This is a genomic window from Asaia sp. A2 (assembly GCF_057319415.1).
The window spans coordinates 15,553-32,102 of the sequence record NZ_JBXWTO010000009.1 but is presented as its reverse complement, the minus strand read 5'-3'; the positions used below and the strand labels follow the sequence as shown (position 1 = coordinate 32,102).

At 58.1% G+C, this 16,550-nt stretch carries 15 protein-coding genes; 13 read left to right on the top strand and 2 right to left on the bottom strand.

Annotated features, from left to right (window positions below):
- The first annotated feature begins 6 nt into the window (after window positions 1-6).
- From iolD to ACWNRM_RS09180, 10 genes are all read left to right on the top strand, one after another.
- A complete protein-coding gene (gene iolD, locus ACWNRM_RS09225) occupies window positions 7-1,863 on the top strand; it encodes a 3D-(3,5/4)-trihydroxycyclohexane-1,2-dione acylhydrolase (decyclizing) (RefSeq protein WP_485170508.1) in 1,857 nt (618 codons plus the stop codon).
- Window positions 1,826-2,800 carry a myo-inosose-2 dehydratase gene (gene iolE, locus ACWNRM_RS09220; protein WP_485170507.1) on the top strand — a complete coding sequence of 325 codons (975 nt, stop codon included), beginning with the start codon at window positions 1,826-1,828 and terminating at the stop codon, window positions 2,798-2,800. The genes iolD and iolE overlap by 38 nt, the downstream gene beginning before the upstream one ends.
- Window positions 2,797-3,597, top strand: a complete 801-nt coding sequence (iolB, locus tag ACWNRM_RS09215) for a 5-deoxy-glucuronate isomerase (RefSeq protein WP_485170506.1) — start codon at window positions 2,797-2,799, stop codon at window positions 3,595-3,597. The genes iolE and iolB overlap by 4 nt, the downstream gene beginning before the upstream one ends.
- Window positions 3,598-3,621: 24 nt before the next feature.
- Window positions 3,622-4,650, top strand: coding sequence for a Gfo/Idh/MocA family protein (locus tag ACWNRM_RS09210; protein ID WP_285532957.1), 1,029 nt, complete (start codon window positions 3,622-3,624; stop codon window positions 4,648-4,650).
- A gap of 171 nt (window positions 4,651-4,821) precedes the next feature.
- Window positions 4,822-6,288 carry a sugar porter family MFS transporter gene (locus ACWNRM_RS09205; protein WP_485170505.1) on the top strand — a complete coding sequence of 489 codons (1,467 nt, stop codon included), beginning with the start codon at window positions 4,822-4,824 and terminating at the stop codon, window positions 6,286-6,288.
- A 15-nt stretch (window positions 6,289-6,303) separates the two neighbouring features.
- Window positions 6,304-7,425, top strand: coding sequence for a Gfo/Idh/MocA family protein (locus ACWNRM_RS09200; RefSeq protein ID WP_485170504.1), 1,122 nt, complete (start codon window positions 6,304-6,306; stop codon window positions 7,423-7,425).
- A gap of 184 nt (window positions 7,426-7,609) precedes the next feature.
- Complete coding sequence (locus ACWNRM_RS09195) at window positions 7,610-7,999, top strand: tautomerase family protein (protein WP_062163857.1); 390 nt, start codon at window positions 7,610-7,612, stop codon at window positions 7,997-7,999.
- 25 nt (window positions 8,000-8,024) lie between these two features.
- On the top strand, window positions 8,025-8,855 hold the full coding sequence (locus ACWNRM_RS09190; RefSeq protein WP_485170503.1) for a TIM barrel protein: 831 nt from the start codon (window positions 8,025-8,027) through the stop codon (window positions 8,853-8,855).
- A 312-nt stretch (window positions 8,856-9,167) separates the two neighbouring features.
- Entirely contained in the window at window positions 9,168-10,628 is a 1,461-nt protein-coding gene (locus tag ACWNRM_RS09185; RefSeq protein WP_485170502.1) for a catalase, read from the top strand.
- Between the two features lie 151 nt (window positions 10,629-10,779).
- Window positions 10,780-11,094 carry a hypothetical protein gene (locus ACWNRM_RS09180; RefSeq protein WP_485170501.1) on the top strand — a complete coding sequence of 105 codons (315 nt, stop codon included), beginning with the start codon at window positions 10,780-10,782 and terminating at the stop codon, window positions 11,092-11,094.
- 108 nt (window positions 11,095-11,202) lie between these two features.
- Here ACWNRM_RS09180 and ACWNRM_RS09175 read toward each other — a convergent pair whose 3' ends face one another.
- Window positions 11,203-12,123, bottom strand: coding sequence for a LysR family transcriptional regulator (locus ACWNRM_RS09175; RefSeq protein WP_485170500.1), 921 nt, complete (start codon window positions 12,121-12,123; stop codon window positions 11,203-11,205).
- 96 nt (window positions 12,124-12,219) lie between these two features.
- Between ACWNRM_RS09175 and ACWNRM_RS09170 the strand changes: the two genes are divergently transcribed.
- The 3 genes from ACWNRM_RS09170 (at window position 12,220) to ACWNRM_RS09160 (ending at window position 14,920) form a co-directional block, all read left to right on the top strand.
- Window positions 12,220-13,869: an alpha-keto acid decarboxylase family protein gene (locus ACWNRM_RS09170; RefSeq protein WP_485170499.1), complete on the top strand. Its 1,650-nt coding sequence runs from the start codon at window positions 12,220-12,222 to the stop codon at window positions 13,867-13,869.
- Window positions 13,870-13,963: 94 nt separating this feature from the next.
- Window positions 13,964-14,578 (top strand): DUF6198 family protein, encoded by a 615-nt coding sequence (locus tag ACWNRM_RS09165; protein ID WP_485170498.1) that lies wholly within the window; start codon window positions 13,964-13,966, stop codon window positions 14,576-14,578.
- Window positions 14,579-14,626: 48 nt separating this feature from the next.
- On the top strand, window positions 14,627-14,920 hold the full coding sequence (locus tag ACWNRM_RS09160) for a DUF1330 domain-containing protein (protein WP_485170497.1): 294 nt from the start codon (window positions 14,627-14,629) through the stop codon (window positions 14,918-14,920).
- Between the two features lie 149 nt (window positions 14,921-15,069).
- Here ACWNRM_RS09160 and ACWNRM_RS09155 read toward each other — a convergent pair whose 3' ends face one another.
- Window positions 15,070-16,164, bottom strand: a complete 1,095-nt coding sequence (locus ACWNRM_RS09155; RefSeq protein WP_485170496.1) for a tyrosine-protein phosphatase — start codon at window positions 16,162-16,164, stop codon at window positions 15,070-15,072.
- Window positions 16,165-16,550 lie beyond the last annotated feature (386 nt).

Below are 16,550 nucleotides of genomic sequence, written 5' to 3'. Positions count from 1 at the left end.
ACGCCTATGAAAACCATCCGTCTGACCATGAGCCAGGCCCTTGTTCGGGCCATGATGGCGCAGAAAACCGAGATCGACGGGCGCATCGAGCCCTTTTTTGCCGGTGTCTGGGCTATTTTCGGTCATGGCAATGTCGCCGGTCTGGGCGAGGCGCTTCATGCGCAGCGTGACGTCCTGCCGACATTGCGTGGTCATAACGAGCAGGGCATGGTCCATGCGGCCACGGCTTTCGCCAAGGCCGCCCGCCGCCGTCAGGTCATGGCCTGTACGAGTTCGATCGGGCCGGGTGCGCTCAACATGGTTACTGGCGCTGCCGTTGCCCATGTGAACCGTCTGCCTGTCCTGCTGCTGCCGGGCGATGTTTTTGCCAATCGTATTCCGGATCCTGTGTTGCAGCAGGTCGAGGATTTCGGCGATGGCACTGTCAGTGCCAGCGACTGCTTCAGGGCTGTCTCACGCTATTTCGACCGTATCACGCGTCCCGAGCAGATCATTCCGGCCTTCAACCGCGCCATGACCGTGCTGACCGATCCGGCCGAATGTGGCCCGGTGACGCTCTCTCTCTGTCAGGACGTGCAGGCAGAAGCCTTCGATTATCCCGAAAGCTTCTTTGCAGAGCGCATCCATCGCATACGTCGCCCGGTTGCCGACGAAGTCGAGCTGGAAGAGGCCATTGCCCTGATCAGCCAGTCGCGCAAGCCGCTGGTGATTGCAGGAGGCGGTGTCCTTTATGCCGGGATCGAAAAGCAGCTTGCGGCTTTCTGCGCCGCAAAGGGTATCCCGGTTGGGGAGACGCAGGCCGGTCGATCCTCTCTGCCCACTTCGAACAGCCTGAACATGGGGGGTATCGGGGTGAGCGGCAGTTCAGCTGCCAATGAAATGGCTGCCGAGGCCGATCTCGTCATTGCCGTTGGCACGCGTCTCGCTGACTTCACGACGGGTTCCTGGGGGTTGTTCGCCAACCCGGATATGCGGATCGTCTCGCTCAATATCCAGCCTTTCGATGCCACCAAGCATCAGGCACTGGCCGTGGTAGGAGATGCCGGCAAGTCGCTCTCTGCCCTCGAAGCAGGGCTGAAAGAGTGGAGAGCCATACCGGAATGGACCGGCAAGGCCGAGCGTGCCTATCGCAACTGGATGGACATCTCGGCGCGTTATCAGGCGCTGCCCGATGCGAGCCAGACCTCCCTGCCAACCGATGCCCAGGTGATTGGCGCCGTGCAGCGGGCGGGGCGACCTACCGATACGGTGGTTTGCGCTGCGGGCGGTCTGCCTGCCGAGCTGCAGAAGCACTGGCGGGCTGAACAGCCAGGCGGATACCATATGGAATATGGTTTTTCCTGCATGGGGTACGAGCTTGCCGGGGCATTGGGCGTCAAGATGGCCTGCCCGGATCGCGAGGTGATCGTGATGCTGGGAGACGGATCCTGGCTGATGCTCAATGCCGAGATCGCGACCTCGGTGGTGCTCGACCAGAAGCTGATCATCGTTCTGCTCGACAACCACGGTTATGGCTGCATCAACCGCCTTCAGCAGGAATGTGGTGGCGCGCCTTTCAACAATCTCTGGGAAGATTGCAGGCAGGTTCAGCCGTTCAAGATCGACTTCGTGCAGCTCGCCCACGGGCTCGGTGCCCATGCCGAGAAGGTGCCTGATCTGCCGTCCCTGACAGCAGCCGTCGAGCGTGCCCGCTCTGCCGACCGCACCACGGTCATCGTGATCGATACCGATCCCGCACCCACGACCACCGATGGCGGCGCCTGGTGGGATGTGGCCGTGCCAGAGGTCTCGCCGCGGAGCCAGGTCGGGAAGGCCCGCGAGAGCTATGAGCACCAGCGCGGCACCCAGCGTATCGGCAACTGATCCCTTCGACGCATCAATCCTCATTCTGGAGGCAGACATGACCATCAAGATCGGCGCAAATCCTATCATCTGGTCCAACGATGACATGCAATCGGTGGGAGCATCCACCACGCTGGAGATGTGCCTGGCCCAGGCTCGCAAGGCGGGCATACAGGGTATGGAACTGGGGCATAAATTTCCCCAGACCGTTTCAGGCATGAAGGCCGCGCTCGACCCGTTCGGTCTCGAATTCATCTCGGGCTGGTGGTCCACCGAGCTGTTGACCCGCAGTGCGGATGAGGAAATTGCCGCGCTCAAGCCCCGTCTGGAACTGCTCAAGGGTATGGGCTGCAAGGTCTGTATTGCGGCCGAAACCTCGAATGCCATTCATGGCCAGATCGACACACCGCTCTCGGCACGCCCTTATCTGAAGGGTGGGGAGTGGACCGAATTTGCACGCCGCATGACCGTGGTGGCCGACTTCCTTGCCGATCACGGCATCGACCTTGTCTATCACCATCATATGGGCACCGTAGTGCAGTCGCGCGAGGATATCGCACGCTTCATGGATTTGACGGGCCCCTCGGTGAAGCTGCTGCTCGATACCGGCCATGCGCTATGGGGCGGGTCTGATCCGGCTGAACTGGCACGATCCTATCGTGATCGTATCCGCCATGTGCATGGCAAGGATATCCGACCTTTCAAGCGGGCCCAGGCCGATGTGTATGACTGGAGCTTCCTGCGCTCTGTCCTTTCCGGCGTCTTTACCGTGCCGGGTGATGGCTGCATTGATTATGCCCGCGTCATGCGCGAACTGCCCGACTATTCCGGCTGGATCGTGCTGGAAGCCGAGCAGGACCCCGAGATTGCCAATCCGCTCGTCTATGCCCGCATGGGCCGCAATTATCTGGTCGATACGCTGATTGCGACAGGCCATATGACAGGAGCGGCATCATGAGTTCGAAGCTTCTGCTCCATTCCCACAAGCGCGATGATTCGAAATGCACGGTTTCGGTCACACCGCAATCGGCGGGCTGGGGCTATATCAGCTTCAATGTGCGCGTGCTTGAGGCGGGTGAACAGGTGGCGGACCGTACCGGCCCGAACGAAACCTGCCTTGTCCTGATCAGCGGGAAGGCCCGCATAATCGGCGCGGGTCAGGATTTCGGTGTGATCGGCGAGCGCATGGACCCGTTCAGTGGGGCACCCTGGTCGGTCTATCTGCCCTCCGGGGCAGACTGGCGCGTTGAGGCCGAGACCCCTGTTGAGCTGGCCGTTTGCGCGTCGCCCGCCAAGGGAAAATATCCGGCACGGTTGATCCCGCCCGAGGAGGTGGGTGAACTGACACGCGGCACAGGCACCAATCAGCGTTTTGTGCGCAATATCCTGCCCGATACGGCCCCTGCTGAAACGCTGCTGGTGGTTGAGGTCATCACACCGGGCGGGCACTGGTCCAGCTATCCACCGCACAAGCATGACACGGATGACTTCCCGAATGAGACCTATCTGGAAGAGACCTATTATCACCGCCTGAAGCGCGGCAGCGGTTTCGCCCTTCAGCGTGTCTATACCAAGGACGGTTCGCTGGACGAGGCGATGGCCATTGCTGACCGCGACGTTGTTCTGGTGCCCAAAGGGTACCATCCGGTCGGCGCCCCTCATGGTTTCGATCTCTATTATCTCAATGTCATGGCAGGCCCGCGGCGGGTGTGGAAATTCTCCATGGATCCCGACCAGGCCCATCTTCCCTATTGATCCGACATACCGGAGCACAGACCCATGTCTTACAAAACCGGGACTCTCAAAATTGGCGTTATCGGCACAGGCGCGATTGGTGAAGACCATATCCGCCGCTGCATGCAGTCACTCTCGGGCGCGGAAATTGTGGCCGTTACCGATGTGAACCTCGTGCGAGCCCGTGAAGTGGCTGACAAATATGCCCCTCAGGCCAAGGTGCCAGAGGATGGTGAATCGCTCATTGCCCTGCCCGAAGTCGAGGCCGTGATCGTAACCTCCTGGGGTGGGACGCACGCACAATATGTGCTCGAGGCCATCCGGCACGGTAAATATGTGTTTTGCGAAAAACCGCTCGCGACCACGGCGGCTGATTGCCTGAAAATCGTCGAAGCCGAGGCTGCGCATGGCAAACGCCTTGTGCAGGTGGGCTTCATGCGCCCCTATGATTCCGGGTATCGCGCCCTCAAGGCCCTGATCGACCAGGGCGAGATCGGTGAAGTGCTGATGATTCACGCAGCCCATCGCAATCAGCGTGTCGGTGCGAATTACAAGACCGATATGGGCATCACCGATACGCTCGTGCATGAGCTCGATGTCTTTCGCTGGATGCTCGGCGATGACTATGTGAGCGCGCAGGTGATTTTCCCGCGTCGCACGTCAAAGGCCATGGAGCATATGCGCGATCCGCAGATCGTCCTGCTGGAGACGAAAAAAGGTATCCGTATCGATGTCGAAATATTCGTGAACTGCCAGTACGGCTATGACATCAAATGCGCCGTCGTCGGCGAACTTGGCGAGGCCAGCCTGCCGGCACCGCCAGCCGTGGAACTGCGCAAGGCGGCCTCGCTCTCCACTGAAATCATGACCGACTGGAAGGAGCGTTTTATCGCTGCCTATGATGTCGAGGTGCAGGATTTCATCAATGGTGTGAAAGCCGGCAAGCTCAACGGTGCCACGTCCTGGGATGGATATTGCGCGTCGGTCGCCGCCGATGCCTGCGTCAAGGCGCAGGAAAGCGGCAGGATCGAGCCAATTACCATGTCACCCAGGCCGGGCCTGTATGGCGGTTGAAAGCCGATCGATCTGGAAAACTGATATCTCACGAGGCCGGACGGGTCTGTCGCATGTTCTCGCAACGGGGTGCGATGCAGCGCAGGGCGCTCAGGATCACCATGGCCATCTAAAACCCGGTCTCTGACTGTCTCACCCGGCGGAATAACCGTCGGGACAGGAGAATCTTCGATGAGAAGAGTAAAAGACGTCGTCATGGTCGCGTCCGAGCGACATGACGTAGGCTATGTCCTGCGTATCTGCGCCATTGCCGCTCTGGGCGGAATTCTGTTCGGCTACGATACATCGGTCATTTCAGGGGCAATTTCGCCCTTGCAGGAATATTTCCACCTCTCCCCTGCGCAGACTGGCTGGGCCGTATCCAACGTGGTGATCGGCTGCATGGTCGGCGCCATGATTTCCGGCATGATGGCCGACAAACTGGGGCGGCGCATGACGCTCTTCATCTGCGCCCTGCTTTTCAGCCTGCAATCGGTCGGGACAGCGCTCGCAACAGACTTCACCTGGTTCGTGGTCTATCGCATGCTCGGTGGCATCGCTGTGGGTGTCGCATCGGCTGTTTCACCCATGTACATGTCCGAGGTCTCGCCGAAAGATATGCGTGGCCGTGCCCTGAGCATGGAGCAGTTCGCCATCGTGTTCGGTCAGGTGGTTGTGTTTATCGTCAATTACCTGATCGCGCGTTCCGCTACGCCGGAATGGCTGCTGGATATGGGCTGGCGCTGGATGTTCGGCTCTGAAATCGTGCCCTGCATCCTGTTCTGCGGCGCTATTTTCTTCATTCCGGAATCACCACGCTGGCACGTCCTCAAGGGCCGTCACGACGAGGCGCTGAAAACGCTCACCCGTATTTCGAATGAGCATCACGCCCGCAACCTTCATGCTGAAATCAAGCAGTCTCTGGGTGCCGTCGCACAATCGTCCCTGGGCTTTACGAAGGTTCTGGGTGATGCCCGTGCACGCTGGATCATCTTTGTCGGGGCCAGCATCGCTGCGCTGCAGCAGGTCACCGGCATCAATGTCATGATGTATTACGCCCCGATGGTGCTGAAATCGACCAGCGGGAGCCTTCAGGCTGCGCTGTTCCAGACGATCTGGATCGGTTTTGCGCTACTGGCCGGCTGCATCATCGGGGCCTGGATCGTGGATCGTCAGGGTCGCAAGCCGCTGATGCTCTGGGGCTCGATCGGCATGGTTCTGGGTCTGCTCGTCGTGTCATGGGGGCTTTACACCCAGTCCACCGGCCTGATGGCGCTGACAGGAATGCTGGTATTCATGCTGATGTTCGGTCTGTCATGGGGCCCTGTATGCTGGATCCTGATTTCAGAGATCTTCCCCAACCGTTTCCGTGCGGTCGGCATCAGCCTTGCCGTTACCTCGCAATGGGGCATGAATTTCGTGGTCAGCCAGTTTTTCCCGATGCTGAGCGAAAACAAATATCTGACCGAGCACTTCCATGGCGCCTTCTCCATGTGGCTCTTCGCAATCCTTGGATTGTTTGCCCTGTGGTTCGTCATGAAATTTGTGCCTGAGACCAAGGGCGTTTCCCTCGAGAAAATCGAGGATACGATGATCAATCATCGTGCCCAGTCGAATACGACGGCCAGTGTCGCGGCCAACTCCACCCGTCATGTCTGAGCGAGGGGAAATCTGATGAGAAAGACCATACGTGTCGGCCTGATCGGCACCGGTTTCATGGGCAAGGCCCACGCTCTGGCCTATCAGGCCGCGGGGAACGTTTTTGATGATATCTCGCGCCCGGTTCTGCATGCCGTGGCTGATATCGATGGCAGCAGGGCCGAGCAGTTCAAAAACCAGTTCGGTTTCGCCAAGGCGCTGACTGACTGGCAGGCGCTGGTGGCTGATCCCGAAATCGATGTGATCTCGATCACGACACCGACGCTGTTTCACAAGGAGATGGCCCTTGCCGCCATTGCCGCAGGCAAGCATGTCCATTGCGAAAAGCCGCTGGCTATCAGCGCGGCCGACGCTCTGGAAATGACGCTGGCGGCTGAAAAAGCCGGTGTGCGCAGCGCCAGCGGGTTCAACTATATCAAGAACCCGCTCCTGAAATATGCCCGTGACATGATCGCCTCGGGCGAACTGGGAGAGATTACCGATTTCAACGGTATTCACGCCGAAGGCTTCATGTCTGACCCGGCTACGCCCTGGTCATGGCGTTGTGATCCGGCAGGCGGGCAGGGGGCGATTGCCGATGTAGGCAGTCATATCATCGCCATTGCCCGTTATCTTCTGGGGCCGGTCAATACGGTCTTTGCCAAGCTCGATACACCCATCAGAACCCGTCCCGTCAGCCCCGGTGCCAGCGAGCACCGCGAGGTGGGCGTGGATGATATTGCGCGCATGCTGGTCTCGTTCGAGCGGGGGTGCTCTGGCACATTGCAGGCCAACTGGCTGGCAACCGGTCGCAACATGCAGCTTGCGTTTCAGGTTTCCGGCAGCAAAGGCACGCTCGCCTTCGATCAGGAACGGATGAACGAGCTTCAGTATTTCAAGGCTGGTGAAGATCCGCGCAGTAACGGCTTCAGGTTGATCGAGTCCGGACCGCAGCATGCGCCCTATGGCGCGTTCTGCGTGGCGGGCGGGCATCATCTGGGCTTCAACGATCTCAAGACGATCGAAATGGCCGAGTTTATCCGCGCCATCGATCAGAACAGGCCGGCCAGCCCCGATTTCCGCGAAGCTTGGGAAGTTCAGCGCCTCATCGATTCAGCGGTGATGTCCGACAGGGACAAGAGCTGGATCACGCTCTGACGCGTCCTGAGACTGTATCCTCGGCGCGTATCGCCGGGGTGCCGTCAAGGAACGCTGCTCGGGGGACAACAACGGACGCCCCGCAGGGGTGATGGGGCGGTGCACCTGTCATCGTCCCTGCCTCAACACATCATCAGGGTGCCGGTCATGCGTTGTATCGGCATCCACCATTTGGGAAAAAACAATGCCGCTACTTCATTTCCACGTGGTCGAAGGGCGAAGCGACGACGATATCAAGGCGATGCTCGACGCCGCTCATGAGGCCATGCTCGAAACGTTCGAGGTACCGCGTGGCGATCGCTATCAGATCGTTTCGGAACACAAGAAAACACATCTGATTGTTGAAGATACCGGTCTCGATATACCAAGAACAGACAAGGTTCTTCTCTTGCAAATGTTCACAAGGCCAAGAGGTGATGCCAAAAATGCTGCGTTCTATAAATGTCTGACTGAGAGACTCCAGACAAGCTGTGGTATGGCCCCTTCGGATGTCATGGTTTCGGTGGTCGAGAACAACGATGCCCATTGGTCATTCGGCCATGGTCGCGCCCAGTTCCTGACCGGAGAATTGTGAGCATTCGCCTCCAGGGAGAAGAGCCATGATGCCCCCCGAGACCGGTTTGCCTGATCAGACGGACGCCCAGACTTTTACACTGGCTGTCTGCGCCGAAATGCAGTTTCTTGATCTGCCCTTCATCGAGCGTGTCCGACATATCGCGCGTGAAGGTTTCATGATCGAGATATGGGACTGGACGCGCCACGATCTCAGGAGGCTCGCCGCTACGGGGGCGCGATTCTCGTCCATGACCGGCTACATACGCGGCACACTGGCTGACGAAAGTGGCGCACGGGAAATGCTGCACACCGCGGCGCAGTCAATCCGCGCCGCGCATGAGCTGGGGGCACCAAGGCTCAATCTGCATGGCACCGGCCTCGACTCCCGCGGGCTACCTGTGCGGCCCAGCCCGAACGGGGCCGATGGCAGTATGTGGTTGAAGGCGCGTGACACGCTGGCGCGCCTTGCCGAACTGGCGGCCAGAAACGACGTGACGTTCGTGCTCGAAAATCTCAATGCCGCAGTCGATCATCCTGGCGTGCCCTTTGGCCGCGCACAGGAGTGTCTGGCATTGGTGCAAAGCGTCGATCAACCGTCCTTGCGCCTGATGCTCGATCTGTACCATGCGCAGATTGGCGAGGGGAATCTGATCGCCCTGATCGAGCAGGCGCTTCCCTATATTGGGGAGATACAGGTGGCCGATGTGCCCGGGCGTTGTGAGCCGGGGACAGGCGAGATCAACTACCCGGCCATTGCCCGTGCGTTGAAGCGACTGGGCTATACGGGCGTGATCGGGCTCGAATCCTGGGCTGAGGATGGCAATAGCGAGCGCGCCTTGCGACGCTTCGCGTCCAGTTTTCAAGTGGGGCCGTAAAGGGCCGCGTCCTGTCTGGTCAGGCTCGTCCCTGTTTCTTTAGAACATTGCGAGCGTGTCAGCACGTACCGGAAAGTTCTGTGTGTCTTCTGGTGCAACTGCCGAATCTTCGGAGCGTTGACGACTCACCAGCAAGAATGGCGGGCTGGCACAACAATACAGACCAAATGATAGTTATTCTCATTTAGGGCTGATATGATCCAGAAACCGTTCAACAGGCTTTCTTCATAAATATTCTCGATAAGAGATCTTCGGAACCCGCAAGCGGATACGTGCTTATAGCTACACGTATTCCACCACCGGAGAGCTCCGATGTCTGATGAACGTCTGAAGAACACCACCACCGATTCTGGCGCGCCTGTCGCCAGCACCGATTATTCTCTGAGTGTCGGGACCGATGGCCCGATTTTGATGCACGATCATTATCTGATCGAGCAGATGGCGACCTTCAACCGCGAAATGATCCCCGATCGTCAGCCCCATGCGAAGGGTGGCGGTGCGTTCGGTCATTTCGAGGTCACGCATGATGTCAGCGCCTATACCAAGGCGAAATTCCTGCAAAAGGGCCAGAAGACTGAGACCGTGGTGCGTTTCTCCACGGTGGCCGGCGAGTCCGGCAGCCCCGACACGTGGCGTGACCCGCGTGGCTTCTCGGTAAAGTTCTACACCGAGGAAGGCAATTTCGACATGGTGGGGAATAACACCCCCGTCTTTTTCGTGCGCGATCCGATGAAATTCCAGCATTTCATTCATTCGCAGAAGCGTCGCGCCGATAACGGCTTGCGCGATAATGACATGCAGTGGGATTTCTGGACGTTGAGTCCGGAATCAGCGCATCAGGTCACGTGGCTCATGGGGGACCGCGGTATCCCGGCAAGCTGGCGTCATATGGATGGCTTCTCAAGCCATACCTATCTGTGGGTCAACGAGGCGGGTGAGCGCTTCTGGGTCAAGTATCACTTCAAGACCGACCAGGGCATCAAGTGCCTGACGCAGGATCAGGCAGACAAGCTGGCAGGCAGCGATGCGGATTATCACCGTCGTGACCTGTTCAACGCGATCAAGCGCGGTGAAAACCCGAGCTGGACGCTCAAGATGCAGATCATGCCCTATGAGGATGCCAAGACCTATCATATCAACCCCTTTGATCTGACAAAGGTCTGGCCGCAGGGTGAGTATCCGCTGATTGAGGTGGGCAAGCTCACGCTCGACCGTAATCCCACGGATTTCTTTGCCCAGATCGAACAGGTCGCTTTCGAGCCCAACAATTATGTGCCTGGCACAGGTCTTTCACCGGACAAGATGCTTCTGGCGCGTTCCTTCGCCTATGCTGACGCCCATCGCGCCCGCCTTGGGGTGAACTACAAGCAGATCCCGGTCAACGCCCCGAAATGTCCGGTTCATTCCTACTCCAAGGGCGGCACAATGCGTTCGCATAATGTGTCCGATCCGGTCTATGCGCCGAATTCCAAGGGTGGCCCGGTGGCCAATGGTGAGCGCTTCCCGGAAAATGCCGTCTGGGCGGCGGATGGTGAGTTCGTTCGTGCGGCCTACACGCTGCGCCCGGATGACGATGATTTCGGTCAGGCCAATGCTCTGGTGAACAAGGTCATGGATGACGCTGCTCGTGAGCGTCTGGTCCAGAATGCCGCTGGTCATATCGCCGGTGGCGTCGAGGAGCCGGTGCTGTCACGTGTGTTTGAGTACTGGTCCAACGTCGATGAGAAGATCGGGCAACGTATCAAGGACGCTGTCCTGTCCCAGAAGGGTTGATAGGCCGCGTTGATCGCACCAGCTCAGGATTTTTGCAGGAAAGGGGTGCCGCAAGGCGCCCCTTTTTTTATTTGCATCATCCGGATTAGCGCTCGATTGCATCTTTATCGGAACAAGGGTTGTAAATGTGCATGGCGCAGGAAGGATGAGCATGGACGGACGGGTACCGATGTGGAATGGGCATGAGTCGTTCTGGGCCATGGCGTCCTACCCCAATCCTGAACCATTTCTCAGCCTCGGTGATGTCGTGTTTCTGATCGCATTATTCGGTTTGTATCAGGCGATACGCGAGAGTTTCAGGAGAGTGCTCTCACCGCTGCACTTGATCGGGTTCGTGAGCGTGACGGCGCTCGTCAGCTGGGGCGTCGTTTTTATGGTGTGGGGCAGTTATCTTGCGATATCCCTGTCCGCCATTCCGCAACTCTATCTGTTTTGTCTGACAAGACCGCGCGCGGTTGAGGCGTAACAGGAACGGTATATGCTGCCACCACGAGGCAAGCTCGCCACAGGCTTGCGAGAGCTCCGAGCCACTTACACGCGCAACCGGGTCGCGATATCGCGCATAAGGGGCGTTTCAGCTCTCGGTGGCGGTATCAGGTTCATTAAAATGCGCCTGGCAGACGCGCCTCCAGGCCTCGCCTGCCTTTGAAAGCGTGTGATCCTTGCGCGTCGCCATCACCAGATCAAAGCTGATACTGGGTGACAGAAGCTTCAGGGCGGTCAGGCCATTCATGCGGCTATCCCGGCAGAGAAGCGAGGGCACGATCCCCAGCCCGACCCCCGCCCGCACCATGGCCATCAGGAGGTGGATATCGCTCGTGCGCCCGGTGACATGAGGCTGCGTCGAGTGGCTGGTAAAGGCACTCATGATGAAATCGTTGATCTTGAAATCCTCACGCAGCAGGACGATGCGTTGGTCCAGAATGTCGTCCACACGGCAATGATGCGCTTCGGCCAGCGGGTGCTGGCTCGGCACGACAAGGGAGAGATGATCTCGCCCCAGCGGATAAAGGCGCAAATCCCGCTCTGCTGCGGGGAGGATGAGGGCCGCAATCTCCGTTTTACCGCTACGCAGGCGCGGTATCAGTCGATCGGACGGACATTCGTCGATTTCCAGCATCACATCCGGATATCTGCGGCAAAAAACATCGATAATGGCTGGAAAGCAGATCGAAGCGATGGCCGGAGGGACAGCCACGCGCAGCGGGCCTTCCACGGTTTCCCTCGTTTCTGAAAGCCGCTCTCTCAGGCTTATTTCGTCATTGACCGTTCTTTCCGCATAGCGGCGGAATATCTGGCCCTTCTCGGTCAACTGGATGGTTTTCCTGCCGCGCACGATCAGGCTGGCCCCGATCTTGGCCTCGAGACTCTGCACACTCTGGCTGATCGATGGCTGACTAATATTGAGCGCCTGACTGGCGCGCACAAACCCGCCTTCGCTGATAACAGCCAGGAAATGGGTGAGCTCACGGAAAGTGATTTGAGCAGACGACATAGCCAAGATCCTATATTGAGAATAGGTATATCATATTATCTTATATATTGCGAAGCATGTATGACCGGCCTGTTCTTGTTTGACGAGAGGCGAGCCATGAGTGTGACTGTCATAGAGCATCTGCTGAACCGCATTGCCGATCTGGGCATCCGCCACGTGTTCGGTGTCGCAGGTGATTACGCCTTCCCGATTGAAGATGCCGTCTGTGCTCGCGATGACATGATTTGGGTGGGCAACTGCAATGAACTCAATGCCGCCTATAGTGCTGACGGGTACGCGCGCGTAAATGGCGTTGCGGCCCTGAGCACGACGTTCGGCGTGGGCGAGCTCAGTGCCCTGAACGGTGTCGCCGGGGCTTTTGCCGAGCGTCTGCCGATTGTCCATATCGTTGGTATGCCCGCCTCATCGGTGCTGGGCTCCGACAAGCTGGTTCATCACTCACTGGCCAACGGTAATTTTCTGGCCTTCTACAATGCTGCCGCCGATTTTACCTGTGCCCGCGTCATTCTCACTCCAGAAAACTGTATCCAGGAAGTCGAGCGTGCCATTCATGCCATGCGCGCTGAACGACGCCCCATTTATTTCGGTGTTCCCTCTGATATCGCGGGCAAGCCAATGGTGGCGGCTGCGCCACTCATCCTGCAACCAGCGCAAAGCTGCCCTGATGCCCTTCGCACGGTCATTGCCCGTATTCTCGCTGCTCTGGAGAAAAGCGCGCGATCCTGCGTTCTGCCGGGTGTTCTGGCTACGCGTTTTGGCAATCAGGCCCGCGTGCAGGATTTTCTCGATCGCACGGCGCTCCCCCATGCCACCATGTTTGCCGATAAAAGCGTGGTAAAAGAAACTGCCCCGCACTATCTCGGCCTTTATTACGGTCATCTGCTCCATGAAAATATCGCCGATTTCGTGGAAGGGTGCGATCTGGTGCTCGGGATCGGTATGCAGCAGACAGATTTCAACACCGGCGCGTTTACGGCAAAACTTTCCGAAGAGCGTCTGATCAACATCATGCCGGACCATGTTGTTTTTGGTCATGAGATCATCGATGGCGTGATGATGCAGGATGTCCTCGATGGGCTTTGCGCCCAGGCAGACACGATCCGGCGTTTCGAGGGCGAGCTGCCTGTACAGGCACGTCCTGTTGCGGGAAATGAGCCCTTCATTTCCTCTGCGACGCTCTATCATGATCTTCAGTCGCTGATCAGGTCGGGTGACATCATTGCCGCTGAAACCGGCAATGCCTCAATGGGTATGGCGGAAATCCGCCTGCCAGAGGATGTAAGCTATCATAACCAGACCCTGTGGGGGTCTATCGGCTGGGCGACCCCTGCCTCTTTCGGTATGGCGATGGCCGCACCATCACGCCGGGTGATCCTTGTGACAGGCGAGGGCTCGCATCAGCTGACGGCCCAGGAACTCAGCCAGTTCGGTCGCTTCAGGAAACACCCTGTCGTGGTCGTCATCAATAATGATGGCTATCTGATCGAGCGGCTTTTGTGCAAGGACGGTGAGACCTATTACAATGACCTTGCCCAGTGGCGCTATCACCTCCTGCCTGCCGCGCTGGGGTGTGACGACTGGGCCGTCAGCACTGTCTCGACACGCGATGAGCTCGAGGCTGCTTTTGCCGCCTGCAACGCGGATACCTCACGCGGTCATTTCATCGAGGTCCGCATGAGGCGTTATGATGCGGCACCCGTCGCGATGGCGATGCATGATGCCGTAGGAACGCTCTACGGCGACTAGCCTCCCGTACATCCCAAAAGAATGACATCTACCCGGCGGTCTCCTGCCTGAAACAGCGAACCGACCGACCCTGCATCGAGGACAAGAACCGGAAATGACCACGCCGCACGTACCGGCCCTGCGGCACTCGCTCGCAGAAGATATCTATGCCTTTTTCATCGGGTGTTCCCTGATCGTCATGGGCATATTGTGTCTGCACAAGGCAGGACTGGTCACGGGAGGCATGGCCGGGGTCGCGCTCTTGCTGTCCTATCTGGTCCCTGTCTCGCCGGGCAATCTGTTCACCCTGATCAATCTCCCTTTTCTGCTTTTTGCCATACGCGCCATGAGCAGGGGGTTCGCTTTCAGAACCATGCTGGCAAGCTTTGGTGTCACTTTTGCCGCCGGGGAAATGCCATTGGTGATGAACCTGTCCTACATAAACCCGCTGTTCTCTGCCCTGTTTTCAGGCACGATGATCGGACTTGGGATATTATGTCTGGCGCGTCATCAGGCGGGCGTCGGAGGTACAGGCATCATATGTCTGTGGTTGCAGAAGGCACGCGGGATCAATGCCGGGCGTGTGCAGATCACAATCGATGCCGTCATTCTTTCTGTTTCGGCGTTTTATCTGCCGATCGACAAGGCTGCCTTGTCGGCTCTCAGCGCTGTGGCCACAAGCGGAGTGCTGATCGCCTATCACCGGCCGGGCCGTTATATCGGGCATTAAGGTCTGTTTGGCCCGATCATCCATCATGTTTTACAAAGGATAAGCTGCGTGAGTGTCTATATCGTCTTTACCAAGGAACGTCTTATCGACCAGAGCGAGATGGATAAATATTTCGCTCTTGCCCCTGCAACAATCGCCGAGCATCCCCTTACTCCTATTGTCTTCTACGGTGCGCAGGAATGCCTGGAAGGGGAGGGACCCGAGGGCATCGTCATTCTCGAATTTCCCGATCGTGCGGCAGCAATGGCCTGGTATGAAAGCGATGCCTATCGTGAGGCCCGTGAACATCGCTTTCGTGGGGCCGTCTATCGCGCCACGCTTGTGGATGGGACATCCAGATAAGGTGCCATCGGTATCGTTTGCACTGTAACGTATGCACTGTCGGGTCATCAGACAGAACGAGGGCGCACTGCATTGTGGGCCCTCATATCCGTTCCGAAGGCACCGACGTATTGCCGATACCCGTTTGATAACGCTTTTCGGCCGGGCGCTCAGTCGAGATAGGCGTCGCGCAGCGTCTTGATTTCTGCCGGACCGACATCGAGGGCCTTGGCCAGATAGGCATCGATCGAACCATATTGCTTGCGGATCGAGGCAAAGGCGGCTTCGAGATAGGCAGGGTCGGAATTAAGTAAGGCACTCATGGCAGGGGATGCTGCCATGGCCCCACCGTTATTGGGGTCATTCATCGCGGCCTTGAAGCTGGGCGTCATATGCGCGCGAAGCAGATCACCACTCATGGCGTAATCACTCAGGATCGTCTGTTCAGGCACACCCAAAGCATAGAGAATGAGCGCGGAGGCAAATCCGGTGCGATCCTTGCCCGCGGTGCAGTGAGTCAAGGTGGGAGTCTGATGCGCTACAAGGCGGGCAAACAGCGCCTTCAGCTCGGGCGCGTAGTAGTCCGGCATCTTTGCATAAAATGCCTCCATCAGCGCCTTGGCCTGGGTCTGATCCATCTTCGCCAGACGTGATTTGTCGGTCATGTCACCCGGCAGAACGGGTTTCTCCGAGGGATAGAAAGCGGGTGGTTTTTCCTGCCCGCTGACCTGCCAGTGTGTGGGCTGTTTCTGCTGTTCCGCCTGCGTGCGCAGATCGGTCACGCTTTTGATGCCCAGCGTGTCGACCAGCGCATAATCGGCGCTCGTCAGGCCGCCGGGCGCGGCCGAGCGGTAGAATTCGCCCCAGCGCACATGATGATGGTCTGCGGTTTCATAACCGCCCATATCGCGGAAATTTGCGACGCCACCGAGCGGCAGAACGCGGTTCGCAACCCACAGCCCCGGCTTGCCATCAACCGGCTTGATAAAGAAATAGACGCGCCCCTGTCCCGGCAGCGGGGAAATCACACGGGCCGCGCCGCTGTCATTGTGCTGCTGCACCAGGGTCATGCTCGCCTTGTCGGGAGTATGGGAGGCGAAGATATCGACGGTTCCGAGGGCATGGGGCCAGACCAGAGTATATTGCGGCACCATTGTCACCTGAGCCGTGGCAAGGCTGTTCATATCCGTCGCGGCACTGGCAAGCGGGGCCGAGGCGAGGGCTGTAGCGGTGAGCAGGCAAACAAGCGTGTTTTTGAGGAACATGGCTCTCTCGTTCTGGCAGGTCCTCCGCGCGTAACCGGACAGGAGCGGGGGTACTGGCTTGAGGTAGTCTTGAGGGGAGGATGGCCCCGGCTGGCGTTGACTCTTCCCTCGTGCGTTTTGAACAGACGCAGAATGATAGCGACGACCCTACTGCGTTACTCTGGATGTAAGATTTCCAGAATGGTGGGTAATCTCATTTGACGGTAATGCGATGTATAGTTAAATTTTTATTGCAAAATTATTTTGGATAATATTTTTGTGATTTCCGGTGGTGATCATGACATCCAGAGTGCCTTCAGACGATACATGACTGGTGGAGGCTGCCAACAGTCTTGATGGTCTCCTGATTTGCCGCCTTGCCATGATGAGGTCTTTTCTTTCGTCTT